This window comes from Acidobacteriota bacterium, assembly GCA_028875575.1.
Taxonomy (GTDB): Bacteria; Acidobacteriota; Terriglobia; order Versatilivoradales; family Versatilivoraceae; genus Versatilivorator.
This window is the reverse complement of the sequence record JAPPDF010000019.1, coordinates 1-15,310: the sequence shown is the minus strand read 5'-3', so window position 1 is coordinate 15,310 and position 15,310 is coordinate 1. Positions and strand designations below refer to the sequence as shown.

Annotated in this window: 7 protein-coding genes and 1 pseudogene; 6 read left to right on the top strand and 2 right to left on the bottom strand. The window is 62.3% G+C overall.

The annotated features are described in order from the left end of the window. Positions 1–555 precede the first annotated feature (555 nt). The 6 genes from OXI69_02590 to OXI69_02565 all read left to right on the top strand — a co-directional run bounded on the left by OXI69_02590 (position 556) and on the right by OXI69_02565 (position 12,688). Complete coding sequence (locus OXI69_02590; protein MDE2665019.1) at positions 556–2,418, top strand: hypothetical protein; 1,863 nt, start codon at positions 556–558, stop codon at positions 2,416–2,418. A gap of 5 nt (positions 2,419–2,423) precedes the next feature. Next, positions 2,424–4,973 (top strand): DUF1553 domain-containing protein, encoded by a 2,550-nt coding sequence (locus OXI69_02585; protein ID MDE2665018.1) that lies wholly within the window; start codon positions 2,424–2,426, stop codon positions 4,971–4,973. Positions 4,974–5,063: 90 nt separating this feature from the next. Beyond that, positions 5,064–6,383, top strand: coding sequence for a DUF1501 domain-containing protein (locus OXI69_02580; GenBank protein ID MDE2665017.1), 1,320 nt, complete (start codon positions 5,064–5,066; stop codon positions 6,381–6,383). 428 nt (positions 6,384–6,811) lie between these two features. Further along, the gene (locus OXI69_02575; protein ID MDE2665016.1) at positions 6,812–8,728 is read left to right on the top strand and encodes a hypothetical protein; all 1,917 of its coding nucleotides are present in this window, start codon (positions 6,812–6,814) and stop codon (positions 8,726–8,728) included. Between the two features lie 9 nt (positions 8,729–8,737). After that, positions 8,738–11,308 carry a DUF1549 and DUF1553 domain-containing protein gene (locus tag OXI69_02570; GenBank protein ID MDE2665015.1) on the top strand — a complete coding sequence of 857 codons (2,571 nt, stop codon included), beginning with the start codon at positions 8,738–8,740 and terminating at the stop codon, positions 11,306–11,308. A 36-nt stretch (positions 11,309–11,344) separates the two neighbouring features. Next, a complete protein-coding gene (locus tag OXI69_02565) occupies positions 11,345–12,688 on the top strand; it encodes a DUF1501 domain-containing protein (GenBank protein ID MDE2665014.1) in 1,344 nt (447 codons plus the stop codon). Positions 12,689–12,781: 93 nt separating this feature from the next. Here the strand turns inward: OXI69_02565 and OXI69_02560 are convergent. Further along, a pseudogene (locus tag OXI69_02560) lies at positions 12,782–13,573 on the bottom strand (DUF3108 domain-containing protein). 161 nt (positions 13,574–13,734) lie between these two features. Beyond that, a complete protein-coding gene (gene ispG, locus OXI69_02555; GenBank protein MDE2665013.1) occupies positions 13,735–14,985 on the bottom strand; it encodes a flavodoxin-dependent (E)-4-hydroxy-3-methylbut-2-enyl-diphosphate synthase in 1,251 nt (416 codons plus the stop codon). Positions 14,986–15,310 lie beyond the last annotated feature (325 nt).

Below are 15,310 nucleotides of genomic sequence, written 5' to 3'. Positions count from 1 at the left end.
GCCGCCTCTCCAGGGCGTAGCCCGCCTCCTGTGGTCGATGCGGTGGCCTCGGCTCCCTGATCGGTTCTCGGGGCTTTCTGCAAGGATGGATGCCAGTGACGGAAGGCCATACGAAACGGGTTTCCACCTCTTGACAAATGGTGGGGAGTCCCCCTCCAGGGGGGAGTGCTCGAGGCCAGCACAAGGCTTCCAGTAAAACTCAATCACTCCCCCCTTGAGGGGGAGTCGCAGAAGCCGAGCCGGATGGCGAAGGCTGATGCGGTGGGGGGCAAGGCTCGACTGCGGACCGTGCGACGGCGCGGCTGATTCAGGGCGAAACAGCGGTGTTCCAGGTAAGAATGGGGAAAGTCCCGTCGCCTGACCGATTGCCGCTCGGTACCCCGTTTGGTATACTTTTATTGGTCTAATGGCCCCTGCAGTTTCTTTCCAGCGACTCGACATACCATGGCGCCGCGCTTCAGAATCCCCGTCCTGCTGACCTTCTGCTGTCTCCTTTGGCTCGGACCCTCTCCTGGGTTGGCCGAACAGGCCGCGCCGAAGCAGGAGCCGGAAGCGATGTGGCTGTTTCCCCTGGGAGGCCAGCGCGGGACTTCCCTGGAAGTCGAGATCCGGGGAAAGGGTCTGCAGTCGGCCTACGCGGTGGTTGCCGAGGAAGAGGGAATCCGGACCGAATTCCGCGCCGTTGAAGAGATCGTGGAGGAGAGCGAAGAGGGCGCCCGGAAGCAAGAGGACAAGAAGGAGCCGGAGTACCGGGTGCGGGTGGGCGTGGATATCGATGCGGCGGCCCGCCCGGGGAACCACTGGTTGCGAGTGGTCACTCCCAGGGGAATCAGCGACCGGGTCCACTTTCGGGTGAACGCGGACCGGGTGATCCGGGAGTCGGCCGATCCCCATGACCAACCCGGCAGAGCCCAGGCGATCGACTACCCGGTCGTGGTCAACGGGCAGATCGACACGCCCGCCGAGATGGATTTCTACCAGTTTGAGGTCGCCGGGGGGCAGGAACTCCTTTTTGAAGTGACTCGCAGCCAGGAATCGGCGGCCAACGTCTTTCGATCCCAGATATCGATCCACGGCCGCCGGGGAAGCTGGTTCGATCCCGATCGGGTAGTGCGCCTGGCTTTCAGCGACAAGGACCGGGGAGACCGCGTCATCGCGGACCGGGACCCCAGGCAGAGAACCGGGACGCGAGTCAGCCTGCGGCACCGGTTCGCTGAGGCGGGCCGCTACTTTGTGGAGGTCGGCTCGTTGGGTGGGCAGGCGAAACCCGAATTTATCTATCAGTTGCGGGTGGCGCCGCCGGACCAACCTTCCCATGAGACTCCGGGGCTCCGGGACTGGAGCGAGAGGAGTTTCGTGCGGAAACTCACCGGTGACCGGCTCAAGCAGTTGTGGTCGAGGGGAGTCAGGGACGATCGGCCGGCCTTGGAGATAAAGCCGGAGGGCGGTCAGGAAGACGAAAGCTCCAAGGAGCCCGATCCGGCCCAACTCGACCTCAAGCTCTCCGACCCGGCCATTGCCCTCGGCGTCCATTCGGAAAGGGAACCCGGGGACCGGCTGGAGGACGCCGTCGAGATTCCGGTGCCGTCAATCGTCGAGGGGGTCGTGCAACACCCGGGGGACAGCGACCTGTTCAAGTTCAAGGTTCACGCCGGACAGAAGCTGGCCTTCGAGGTGGAGACACCCCAGGCCACCCGGCCCGATTTCAACCCCTTGCTGCAAATCATCGATTCCCGGGGGCGGGACCAGTTCAGCAGCCTGCGCCGAACCGAGAAGTACAGGCGTGTCACCTCCGTTCACCTGGTGTCGGTGGATGCCAAGGTGATCGGCACCTTTGAAAAAGGGGGGGACTACTACCTGAGGGTAAGGGACGTGACTCTCAGGAAGGGCGATCCCGGATTCCGCTACCGGGTGCTGGTCCGGCCGCAGATCCCCCACGTCGGCGACATCCACCTGGAAACCCGGACGCGAGACTTCGAGGATGGTCGGGTCGATCCCCACCGCGTCAATCTGCTGGCCGGTAAAGCCGCCAAGCTCACCTTGATCATGGAGCAGGAAGAGGGTTTCTTCCTGCCCTCCAATCAGATCGCGGTGTCGGTCGAAGGCCTGCCGGCAGGGGTCGAGGCGCTTGCCGGCGCCAGCAGCTACAGGTTGCCGGGAGGTCCCAGGCCCCCGGTCATCAAGGGGGCCGGCCACCACCTGCCCGAGGTCCAGTACGTCAGCGTGGTGCTTCATTCCCGGGAGGATGCGGCGCCCACTCATCTTCCGGCCTGGATCACGGTGACCGCCCGCCCGATCGTCGGGGGCCGGCTCGGTCCCAAGCTGACGGTCAAGAAGATCCCACTGACGATCCTGGATCCGGATCCCGCCAGAAAACTGAGCCAACTGGCCAGCCGGCAAGCCGGAGGTAAAAAATAACGCGCATGGAAACGAAATCCTGCAGGAAGACCGTTGCCAGTTGCCGAACACCGGCCGCTCTCACTGCGGTATTGGTCCTCGGGGCGGTTTGTTTCCTGGCCGCCTTGGCCCAGGCTGCAGAGGTTGAGGGATCGGACCGGGGAGCGTCGCCCCAACCGTCGTCAATCCGCCTGGTGCCCTCCGAGGTCCGACTGCAGGGGGCGGATGCCTCTCAGCAGTTTCTGGTGATGGGGAAGTTCTCGGACGGCCTGGAACGCGACCTCACCGCGCAGGCCGAGTTGTCCGGTTCCAAGTCCGGCTTGATCCGGTTCGCCTCCCACAGCCGCATCCAGCCTCTTGCGGACGGCGACCTGGTTCTCACGGCCAAAGTGGCGGGACGAGAGGCTACGGCCTCCATCGCCATTCGAGGTTCCCAGGAGAAGCGCCCCTTCAGCTTTCCTCGCGATATCGGGTCGCTGTTGACCCAACAGGGCTGCAACAACACCACTTGCCACGGCGCCGTTCCCGGACAGGGCGGTTTCAAGCTCTCCACCAATGCCACCTATCCCCGCGACGACTACAAGTGGATCGTGGAGGGGGGGAAGTTCGAAGTCCTCACCGCTGAAATGGAGGAACCTCCCCATCCGCGGGTGAATCTGAAGGATCCGGAAAAGAGTCTGATTCTGCAGAAGGCCACTCTCCAGGTACCCCACGGAGGCGGGCTCCGATTCGGCTCCGACTCCCCCCAGTACGCCAGGATCCTCCAGTGGATTCAATCGGGGGCTCCCTACGGCGAGGAGGGTGAGTCGGAGAACATCCAGATCGAGAGCCTGGAGGTCTATCCCCGGGAAAGCGTGCTGGACCTGGACGGCAAGCAGCAGATTCTGGTCACGGCCCACCTCAGCGACGGCCGGCGGGAGGATGTCACCCGGCAGGTCGTCTACGAGTCCATCAACCGATCGGTGGTTGACGTCGACGAAGGGGGCTTGGTCAAGGCCCACAAGACCGGAGAGACCAGCGTCATGGTTCGAGCGCCGGGCCGGGCCGCCGCCGTCCGTTTCGGCGTGATCGCCGATCCGCTGCCCAGCTATCCCGAGGTGCCGGAAAACAACTTTATCGACCGGCATGTCTTCGCCAAGCTGAAGAAATTCAACATCGTTCCCTCGGAGCTCTCCAGCGATGCCGAGTTTCTCCGGCGGGTCTGCCTGGACTTGACCGGGACCTTGCCGCCGCCCAACCGGGTCCGCGAATTCCTGGCTTCCAAGGATCCCGACAAGCGTAACCGGATCATCGAGATCCTTCTGAATTCGCCCGAGTTCGAGGAGTTTCTCTTCTTTCGGTACGGGGAGATCTTCCGCTGGTACGGCGGCGCCACCCAGTTGGGCAAGGACACCCAGCTCTACGGGGAATGGTTGAGACAGAGCATCGCCATCAACAAACCCTACGACCAACTGGCGGTGGACAGGATTGCGGCCCAGGGTTACGACGGTCCTTCCCGCTTTTTCTACCAGTTGCGGTTCATCATTCCCCCGGCGGAAATGATTGCCGAGCAGGTGAGGATCTACCTGGCCCGGCGGCTGGACTGCGCCCGCTGCCACAACCATCCCTTTGAAGCCTGGAGCCAGGATCAGTTTTGGGGGATGGCCGCCTTTTACGGCAGGATGGTGGATGTGCGGGATTCCGCCATGGACGACTCCCTGCTGGTGGACGACCCCGCCCTCAAGGATCAGGTGGTTCATCCGAGGACCAAGAAGGTGGTCCAACCGCGCTTTCTGGACGGGCGGGAATTGCCGGAAGGCGAGCGAACCGATCTGCGCATGAAACTGGCTCAGTGGATCGTGTCCCACCCCTACTTCGCCGAAGCCTTTGTCAACCGCGTCTGGGACTGGTTCCTGGGCAAGGGCATCGTCGATCCTGTCGACGACTTCCGCTCCACCAATCCGCCCACCCACCCGGAGTTGCTCAAGGCCCTGGCCGAGGATTTCCGGGTCAACGGTCATGACGTGAAACACCTGATGCGGGTGATCGTCCAGTCCAGGACCTACCAGTTGTCGGGGATCCCCAACGAGACCAACCGGGGCGATCGCCTGAACTTCTCGCATGCGCTGCCGAAACCGCTGCCGGCGGCGGTCTTGCTGGATGCCATCTCGCAGGTCACCGAGGTTCCCGAGAAGTTCGCCAGCGGTGATCGGGGCTTTGCCGCGGGCACTCGGGCCATCGCTCTGATGCCGAGCATGCCCTCTCAGTTCATGGACGTCTTTGAACGCAATGAGCGCAAGACGCTGCCCGAAGGCAAGCCCGAGCCCGCCCTGGCCCAGGCCTTGCACATGTTGACGGGAAAGACCTTTACCGAAAAGCTGGCGCGAGAGGGCGGGCGGCTGGATCGGCTGATCCGGAGCGGGGTCGGAGACGGAGAGATCGTCGACGAGCTCTATCTGGCTGCCCTGTCACGGTTTCCCACGGCCGAGGAGCGAGCGCGGTTGGAAGAAATGATCTCCGAGCGCCCTCGAAGAGAAGCCCTCGAGAGCCTGACCTGGGGTCTAATTAGTTCTCGACAATTTTCGCACAATCACTGATAATCGGGGATTGGTAAGCTCCATTAGAAACGGGGGGTTAGGGCATTTCAGCCGTAATCCCTTTTCAAGCAGCAGCTTTGGGGGATCGTGATGAACCTGCCGGAATGTTTTTCCTGTACCGGAGGCAACTTTGAGCGGCGCCAGTTTCTCAGGGTGGGCGGACTGACGTTCCTCGGCGTTACGCTGAGCGACTACTTCAGGCTGACCGACACGCTGGCCGCCACCGGAACGCGCAAGAAGGCCGAGTCGGTCATTCTCATCTGGCTTTCCGGCGGTCCGCCCCACATGGACATGTGGGATCCCAAGCCCAACAGCAATTTCAAACCCATCTCGACCAACGTGGCCGGGATTCAGATCTCGGAGACGCTTCCACGGGTGGCGCGGCATATGGACAAGTTGTCCATCATCCGCTCCATGCACAGCGAGGAGGGGAATCATCCCGAAGGCACCTACTATGGGATGACCGGGCATCGCCCCAGTCCGGCCTTCCGTTTTCCAAGCCTGGGGTCGATCGTCTCCCGAGAACTCGGCGGACAAAACAATATCCCGCCCTACGTGGTCACGCCACCCCTCTCCTACGGGCACTCCTACATGGCGGGGAACATGGGTCCTCAGTACAACCCCATGATCGTTCCCGATCCCAGCAAGGAAGATTTCAAGATACCCGATCTGACGTTGCCCAAGTCTCTCTCCGCCGAGCTGCTTCAGGACCGTCAATCCTTCCTGAAGGTGGTCGATCACTATTACCGGCAGCAGGAGGAGTTTGCCCGATTCAGCAAGATGGACACTTATCAGGAGCAGGCCCTGAGAATGATCCTCTCGCCCAACGTCAAGAAGGCCTTTGACCTGTCGGCGGAGCCGGACCGGGTGCGGGAAGCCTACGGCAAGACGCGCTTTGGACAGTCGGTCCTGCTGGCCCGCCGCCTGGTGGAGGCAGGATGCCGCTTCGTAACCGCCGAGGGCTTCAACCACAGCGAATGGGATATCCATTTCGACAACGACAAGAAGCTGTCGGAAAATCTGGCCCCTCGTTTCGATCAAGCGCTTTCGATGCTGCTGACCGAACTGGAGGAGAGAGGTCTGCTGGAGACGACGGTGGTCATGGCCATGGGCGAATTCGGGCGAACTCCGAAAATCAACGCCAGAGCCGGTCGAGATCACTGGGCCCATTGCTGGTCAATGGTGTTGGGAGGTGGCGGAATCAAGGGCGGCCAGATCGTCGGCGCCAGCGACGAGCGCGCAGCCTACGTGGCCGAGCGCCAGGTGACCATCGGTGATCTCTTCGCCACGGTTTACAAGGCCTTGGGGGTGGATTGGACCAAGACCTATACCGGTCTGGACGGTCGGCCCCTCTACATCGCCAATTCCATCGGGGACAAGCAGGGCCATCCGGTTCACGAGCTGGTCTAGCCCGACTCAGGCGACCACAGGGTCGGGTCTGTCCCGGTGAGGGTGTGCGCCGATCGCCTTTTCGCCGCCGCACCTGCCGCCCGTTCCTTTTCTACTTCCCAATCCCATTCTTAGGCCTTGCATTCGTAGTCGTGGGTGCGCTCGCGGGGTGAGCTCAGCTGTTTGGAGGAGTGCAGGGTCGGGCAATATCTTTTAATTCCCGAGCCTTTTGCAGAACTCGGCAGGGGGACGTTTATCGGGAATGGACACAAAAGGCACAAAAACAGGACTTGTGACTTATGTGCTTTTTGTGGTTAGTCAGCATTTTTGACCAAGTTGCACCCGACATTGAAAAAGGCAGAATCTCAGGCTTGCCGGCAAGATGACCTGCCCCGCTGCGAATTCTGCAAAAAGCTCTCCCGAGTGAAGACTCGGGTTGGGAGGTCAACGTGAAACAGGTGGCAGGGTTGCTCTCCATTGTTCTGGTGCTGACCGCCGGGGAGCTTTGGGCCAAGGCCACCCCGGAGAATCGGAAGAGAAATCCGCAACTGCTCTCCATGACCCCCATGGGCGGTCCCCCGGGCTCCTCCCTGGAATTCCGGGTGCGCGGAGAAGACCTGGAGGGGATCCGGTCCGTCTGGTTCGATTGCGATCGCTTGACCGCCAAAGTGAAGGCCGTCAAGGAGATCAAGCTCGAAAAGGCCAGATTTTCGCGCAAGACCTACTCCCCGGGACAGGAGGTGTATCTCCAGGTCGATATCGCCGAGGATGTCGCCCCGGGCGCATACTCCCTCCGACTCCTCACCGAGTGGGGGCTGTCGGGCCCGGTGACGTTGGTGGTCAGCCACGGGAAGGTCGTTCAGGAACAGCCGGAACCCCATCAGGGTCCCGAAAGCGCCCAGTTGCTGGAGCTGCCGGCCAATCTCAACGGCAGGATCGGCCGCAACGGGGAGGTGGATTTCTACGCCTTCGACGTGCTTGAGAACCAGGAGCTGCAGTTGGAGGTCCTGGTTGCCGGCGGAATTCTGTCGGGCTCTCCCATTCACTTCCGCGATCCCGAACTGATTCTCTACCAGCCTTCCCAGGGTTGGTTCCAGGGCAAGGCCCGGCGCCTGGAAACCCGCGTGGATTCCACCATCTTTCTCCTGCCGTTGGAGGGCGGGATCCTGCGGCCCCGGCTGCGGCACCGCTTCAACGAACCGGGCCGCTACCTGGTGGCCGTCGGAAGCCTGGCTCAAAAAGGGGGTCCCGGGCACAACTATCAGTTGCGGATCACCCCGGTCGGCGCATCCATGCGACAAGGTCAGGACCGATGGACCCGTTACCGTGCAGCCCGTGACGTCTCCCTTCTCGACTGGCGGGAGAGAGGCTTTGGACGGGAGATCAATCCAATCCGGCGGCAACAACTGCTGGCCCGCGGCCTCGGCGACACCGACCATAATGCCGGTGCGGCTCCGGCGGGAGAGGGAGCCAAAGAACCGGCCCAGTCCGATGTCGGCCGCGGCGGTCAGGGTAGACCTCTGGTCGAGTATCCTTCCCTGGTGGAATCCGAGCCCGATGAGACACCGGAGTCGGCTTCGGCCATTTCCCTTCCCGTCATTCTCGAAGGCAGAATCGATGCCCCCGGGGACCTGGACCACTTCCGTTTTGCAGTGGAGGCAGGGCAGAGAGTGGCCTTCGAGATCCAGACGGTGGACCGGATGTTTCCGGAGCTCAGCCCCTGGCTGGAAGTGCTGGATGCTTCCGGTCAAACCGTCAGTTCCAACATCTATCGAAACGTGGAGAACAATTCCGCCTACTGGCAGAAGTTTCTCCAGTCCAAGATTATCTATACCTTTGAGGAAGGGGGCGACTACATTTTGCGGCTCAGGGACCTGACCTCCCGCCGAGGAGGGGACGGATTCACCTACCGGGTGCTGGTTCGGCCGCAGGTGCCTCACATCGGGGTCGTAACCCTGGCCGGCGGAGAGCACATCAACCTGGTCCCGGGTGAAGCCAGGACCCTGAAGCTGACCCTGGAGAGGGAAGAGGGTTTGGACCAGATGGTGACGCTGCACTTGGAGAATCTGCCCCCGGGAATTCAAGTGCTCCCGACAGTCGTCCCGGAGGATAAATCGGGCAAGGCCAAGGGGCCGCGGAACGAAGTCCACCGGGACCGGTTTTTCCCGCGGAAGCAGGAGGTGTCCTTGACGCTGTTGGTGGAAGGGGACGCTCCGGCTCCCTTGCAGCCTCATCCGGTGAGATTGGCTGCCCGGGTGGTGGCGGAAGGGCGGCCAAGTCCACCCTTCCCGGTGAAGGATCTCTTCCTGACGGTGGTCAATCCCGTTGTCCCCAAGACGGTCAGTCAACTAGAGACGGGTGAATAGGCGATGGCCATGATCGCGGTGTCAGCCAGGCGCAATGGGCCGTTGGGGGCGAGTCTCATTACCGGCTCTCTCTGCCTGGCTGTCGGTCTGCTTGGAGTTCTCGGTCCGGTCCGCGCCTTGGCCGGGGACCGACAGGCCTCATCCGGGATCGTTTCCATGCGGCTGGTGCCGGAGCAGGTGGTGCTCGAGGGAGACGGAGCCGGTCAGCGCGTTCTGGTGCTGGCGACGGGCTCTGACGGCCTGGAGCGGGAGGTCACGGCGCAGGCAAGCCTCTCGATTTCTCACCCCGAGGTCGCCAGCCTGGGTCCGGAAGGCAAGCTGGTTTCGATTTCCGATGGCGAGGCCACACTCAGGGCGTCGCTGGGCGGCCGGAGCGCCCTGGCCGCGGTCCGGACCAGCCAATCCGGGAGGACGGACCCGGTCAGCTTTGTCACCGACATCACCCGAATACTGACCAGGCAGGGTTGCAATGGCAGCAGTTGTCACGGGGGCGTGAAGGGCCGAGGCGGGTTTCGACTCTCCTCCAATGCCATGCATCCCCTCGAAGATTACGACTGGATTGTCCAAGGCGGCGGCTACCAGGTGCTCACCGACCAGCCCCGAGGCCCTCGAAATCCCCGCATCGACCGCACATCACCCGAGAACAGCCTCCTCCTGCTGAAACCGACTATGGGGCAACCCCATGGCGGCGGAATGCGGTTTGAAGAGGGATCCACGGACTACCGGACCATTCTGAGCTGGATTCGAGCCGGTGCTCCCTACGGCCGGGCCGGCGGGACGGATCCGGTTATCCGGAGACTGGAGGTATTTCCGGAAGAGGCGGTGGTGCTTGAGGACGGCCGCTACCAGATGCTGGTCACGGCTTATTTTTCCGACGGCCGCAGCCAAGACCTTACCGAGCAGGTTCGCTTTGAATCTCTGGATCGAGAGGTGTTGGAGGTGAGTTCCGGCGGCCGGGTGCAGGGTAGGCGCGTCGGTGAAGCCGTGGTCCTGGTTCGGGCGGCAGGCAAGGTGGGCCATGCACGCTTCGGCGTGATCCGCCGGACACTGGACCGTTTCCCTCGGGTCGCGCGGGGCAATCTCGTAGACGAGGAAGTCTTCGACAAGCTGGAGCGCTTCCACATCCTTCCCTCCCCGCCGGCTGACGATGCCGAATTCTTGCGTCGGGTCTGCCTGGATGTGACGGGAACGCTGCCTCCTCCCGCGCGGGTGCGGGAGTTTCTGGCCAGCCGGGACCCCCAAAAGCGGGAGAAGCTGGTGGAAGTCCTGCTCGATTCCGCCGAATATGTCGACTATTGGACCTTTCGCTGGTCGGATCTCTTCCGGGTCCGGCTTTCCGCCTACGACTACTGGGAGTGGATACGTCAGAGCCTGGCCTCCAACAAGCCCTACGACCTGGTCGCCCAGGAGAGGATCGCCGCCCAGGGATCCGATGGGGCCTCCAAACACCTCATTCGGGCCGGCGCCAGCGTGGAAACGGTGGTGGCCGAGCAGTTCCGGGTCTTCTTCGGGCGTCGCATGGATTGCGCCCAGTGCCACAACCATCCCTACGACCTGTGGACCCAAAACCAGTTCTGGGGCCTGGCCGCCTTCTTCGGTCGAGCCACCAACGTCGGGAGCGGATCGAACCAGGTCGTCTTTGACGATCCGGCAGGGCACGAACAGGACTACGGAGAAATGGGAGAGACCTCGCTGGTCTTCAAGCAGGTCACCCATCCCCGACGCAAGACGCGGGTGGAACCCGCCTTCCTGGACGGGACGGTCCTGGCGCCTGCTTCCAGAACCGATCAGCGCCTGGAGTTGGCTCGCTGGATGACCGACCATCCGGACTTTGCCAGGGCCACGGTCAATCGTTACTGGGGCCATTTCTTCGGAAGAGGGTTGGTGGAGCCGGTGGACGATTTCCGCTTGGGGAATCCGGCTACCCATCCTCGCCTGCTGCGACGGCTGGCCCAGGATTTTCGGGACCACGGCTACGATCTCAAGCACCTGATCCGGCGCATCGTCCTCTCCAGGACCTATCAGCTCTCCAGCCGGGCCAATCCGGGGAATCGAGAGGACCGCATCAACTACTCCCACGCGCTGCCCCGAGCCCTGGAAGCCGAAGTGCTGCTGGACGCCATTTCGACCGCGACCGGCGTTCCCGAGGATTTCGTGCCTCCTGGCGGAGAAATCTACGCCTACGAAACGGCGCCCCCGAGAACACGGGCCATCAATCTGAAGTTTCCCGCCAGCTACCGGTCCCGCTTCCTGGACATCTATGGCCGGCCTCAGCGGGATTCGGTGGGAGGACGAGACAACAAGGCCAATCTCAGCCAGGCGCTGCACATCCTGGTCGGCTCGACCTACAACCGGAAGCTTGGACGGCCGGGAGGGCGACTGGAGACATTGCTCAGCCGTGGGGCTTCTGACCGGGAGGCCATTGACGAAATCTATCTGGCCACCCTCTCCCGCTTTCCCGCGGACGAGGAGTCGGACCGGCTGACCGCGCTGGTTCGCTCCCATCCTCAACGCGGGGAGGCCCTGGAAGACCTGCTGTGGGCTCTGATCACCTCCCGGGAGTTTGCGGAAAACCACTGAGGGGCCGCTACCGGTCCTAGCTAGCGAGGCAGTTCCATGAAAAAGTCAAGTCGTTGGATAGTCGATGGAGCCGATCTCAGCCGCCGTTCCATGCTTCGGGTGGGAGCCTTGAGCTTCATGGGAATGAACCTGAGCCGTTACCTGCAGGCGGCTCCACTCATGACCTCGAGCGACACGGCGCTGCCCGGCAAGGCTCAGGCCTGTATTCTGCTCTGGCTCAACGGAGGTCCCAGCCACATCGACATGTGGGATCCCAAGGCCAACAGCTCCTTCAAGCCCATCTCGACCAACGTGCCGGGCATTCAGATCTCGGAACTTCTTCCGCGTTCGGCCAAGCACATGGACAAGTTGGCGGTCATTCGCTCCATGCATACCGAGGAGAACAACCATGGCATGGGTCACCACTATGTCATGACCGGGCATCGGCCCAACCCGTCCATGAAATTTCCGGCCTTCAGCTCCATCATCACCAAGGAGATGGGACCGCGCAGAGACGTGCCGGCCAACATCATCGTCCCCAAGATCCATCCCGGTTACCGGAACTATTACAAGGCCCACTTTCTGGGAGCCCGGTATGAACCGCTGGAGATCCCCGATCCCAACGACAAGGGGTTCGAGGTTCCCGACCTGAGCTTGCCGGACTGGCTCACGGTGGAGCGCATGGAGTCGCGGCGCACCTTCCTGGGGGTTGTGGACCAGCTCTACCGCCGAAAGGTGGAAAGCGCCGAGCATGCCAGCATGGATGCCTTTCGGGCCCAGGCCTGGAACATGATCCTGTCACCGGCGGTCCGCGAGGCATTCGATCTCTCCAAGGAGTCGGAGGCGACCCGGGATGCCTACGGGCGCAATACCTTTGGCCAAAGCGTGCTGATCGCGCGGCGAATGGTTGAAGCGGGCAGCCGCTTCGTGACGGCTCTGGACCTGAACCGGCCTGAGACGGGTCGCGATTGGGACACGCATTTCGGCAACGACTACCAACACCGGGACTACCTGGTGCCGGTGGTGGACCGGACGCTGTCGGCGCTGCTGGAAGACCTTGAGCAGAGGGGTCTGCTGGAGTCAACGGTGGTGGTGGTGACGGGGGAGTTCGGCCGGACCCATGACCTCAATGTCGGCGGCGGCCGAGATCACTGGTGCCATTGCTTTTCGGTTGTGTTGGGCGGCGGCGGAATCCGGGGCGGCCAGGTAATCGGGTCGAGCGACGAGCGCGGCGCCTATGTGGCCGATCGGATGGTGACCGTGGGGGATCTGCTGGCGACCATATACAAGGCGTTCGGCATCGATTGGACCAAGGAGTACATGCATCCCATCGGCCGTCCGCTCAAGATTGCCAACTCCATCAACGACGAGACCGGAACTCCCATCGAGGAGCTGGTATAGGGTGCCGGTTGGCGCCCGAACTTTGGCGGCCGGCGGATCCAACCGCTTGGCCGAGGCGCCCTCCATGTGCTTGATGGTGCCGAAGAGCTTTCCGAACTTGACCTGGGCTTCGTACTTGACGGGAATGCTGGCTCCGTCATCGCTGAACCAGAGCACGAAGCTTCCTCCCCCCTTGAAGAGCCCTCCCACCGAAACGGTGTCGATTCTGATGGCGGACCAGGTTCCCGCAATGGCCTCCACCTGTTCCCGTCTCACTGCCCGGATATCGACTTCCTTGACGACCCCGTTGTCGCTCACGTGCAGGGGATAGTTCTCCCCCACCCGGAGCCCACGCAATCGAGTGCGGTAAATGGCCGACAGGAAATCCTGGACGCAGGGAGGAAGGTCTTCCAGTTCCTCGTTCTTCAGCTCCCTGGGTGGCTTTTGGGCAGCGTCGTAGGCCAGGTAGCGGCCCCGATGGGACTCCTGGTCGAAGGTCAGCACCACGTCCCGGTGCCGCCTGCCTTCCCGTGTGATCTTTGTGAACCGATTGGAGCAGAACCCCTCGGCCGCCACCAGCGACTCGAAGTGGTCCTTGACGGTGATGCCCGTCAGCCTGGGCAGCACTCCGGCAGAGACCGCATCGGCCGTAATCCTGAAAATCGGCCTGCCCCCGTCGTCGACTCCCTTCTCGAATTTGAGAGTCATCTCGCCGGCGCTGATGGTGGGGATGAAGAACAACCAGTCCGGGGGATCCCAACGGACCTCGTAGACCAGGGTCTCGCCGCCGGGAATGACTTCGGAAGGATTCCTCAGGTCGGAGGAAAGCAGTGGGGTCGATCCCGGAAAGGCGAGCACCCAAGCCGCCAGCAGGACCGGTGCCGAGATTGGGGAACTCGCCCGCATATCTCACCAATTGGAGTAAGAATTGGTTCTCAATCCAGGAATCTGAACGAAGGGAAAAAGAGATCCAGGAAGGGCCACGAAGAACGTCCAAGGGCCACCAAGAAAAGAGAATGAGCTGTATCGCCACCAGGCGGCGCCCCGGGAAACCATGTGGGCTAGTGTCAGGGTTCTTGGCCTACCGGAAGCGTGGCGTCTTTCCTGGAGTAGTGCGAGCCCACGTATTCATCGATCAGTTTCAGAAACTCGGCCACCAGTCCCGGTCCCCGCAAGGTGGTCTTGAGTTGGCCGTCGACAAACACGGGAGCCTTGGGGTCTTCTCCTGTTCCGGGAAGGGATATTCCAATATGGGCATGCTTGGATTCCCCGGGGCCGTTGACGATGCAGCCCATGACCGCAACCTTCAGGTCTTCGACACCTTCATAGCGATCCTTCCAGATTGGCATGTGTTCTTTCAGGTAGCTCTGGATCTCCTCGGCCATTTCCTGAAAAAACGTACTGGTGGTGCGGCCGCATCCCGGGCAGGCGGTCACTTGCGGCAGAAAGCTGCGAATTCCCATGGACTGGAGAATTTGCTGGCAAACCTGGACTTCTTCGGTGCGGTCTCCCCCCGGGGCAGGGGTCAGGGAAACCCGAATGGTATCTCCGATCCCTTCTTGAAGCAGCACGGCCAGGGCCGCCGTGCTGGCAACGATTCCCTTGGCCCCCATGCCCGCCTCGGTCAGTCCCAGGTGCAGGGGATAGTCGCAACGGCCTGCCAGGTCCCGGTAGACACGGATGAGGTCCTGTACTCCCGAGACCTTGGCGCTCAGGATGATGCGGTCGTGGGGCATCCCATACTCTTCCGCCAGCCGGGCCGAGTCCAGACCGCTCCTGACGATGGCGTCCCGCGTTACCTCAGCGGAGTCCTTCGGTTGGGAAGAAGCCGCGTTTTCGTCCATCAGTCGGGCTAGCAGCGCCTGATCCAGGGACCCCCAGTTCACTCCGATCCTGACCGGCTTGGCGTTCTGGTTGGCCACTTCGATCATGCGCCGGAAGTTCTCGTCCCGGTGCCTGCCGGCGCCGACGTTGCCGGGGTTGATGCGGTACTTGGCCAGAGTGCGGGCGCAATCGGAATAGCGGCTGAGCAGAAGATGCCCGTTGTAGTGAAAGTCGCCCACCAGAGGGGCTTCGATTCCCAGGTCGCGCAGGCGAGCCGCGATCTCGGGGACCGCCCTGGCTGCCTGGTCGTTGTTTACCGTGATCCGAACCAGTTCCGAGCCCGAAAGGGCCAGCGCAGCCACCTGGCTGGCTGTTCCGACTGCATCGGCGGTGTCGGTGTTGGTCATGGACTGCACCGCCACCGGGTATCCGGATCCCACCATGACCGAACCTACCCGGACCGCCACCGTCTGTCGCCTTTGGATTGTTGCCATCCGACGTCTCCCCTTACACCCTTAGGCTTGAGCTGAGACTATGCCAACAAAGAGTAATGGAATTACCGATTTCGGGTCAAGCCGGGGGCGGAGCAGATGCACCTCCGAGCCGAGCCTTACCCCCCTCCGCATCAGCCTTCGCCTGCGGCTCGGCTTCTGTGCAATCCATTCATGGTTTACACAATAAACCGCATACATGGTTTACACGGCCAGTCTTCTTTATGTAGGGCTAAGCATATCTCCAAGGGGGTCGATGGGCAACGAGCGGGCGTGCTCCGCAGGGAGGGCGGAGCCCGACCGAAGGAGCACTCCCGGCTTCACTCCC

Excerpts from the sequence above, each read along its gene's own strand:
- OXI69_02590 (MDE2665019.1), top strand. The coding sequence starts at position 556 with ATGTGGCTGTTTCCCCTGGGAGGCCAGCGCGGGACTTCCCTGGAAGTC.
- OXI69_02585 (MDE2665018.1), top strand. The coding sequence starts at position 2,424 with ATGGAAACGAAATCCTGCAGGAAGACCGTTGCCAGTTGCCGAACACCG.
- OXI69_02580 (MDE2665017.1), top strand. The coding sequence starts at position 5,064 with ATGAACCTGCCGGAATGTTTTTCCTGTACCGGAGGCAACTTTGAGCGG.
- OXI69_02570 (MDE2665015.1), top strand. The coding sequence starts at position 8,738 with ATGATCGCGGTGTCAGCCAGGCGCAATGGGCCGTTGGGGGCGAGTCTC.
- OXI69_02565 (MDE2665014.1), top strand. The coding sequence starts at position 11,345 with ATGAAAAAGTCAAGTCGTTGGATAGTCGATGGAGCCGATCTCAGCCGC.
- ispG (MDE2665013.1), bottom strand. The coding sequence starts at position 14,985 with ATGGCAACAATCCAAAGGCGACAGACGGTGGCGGTCCGGGTAGGTTCG.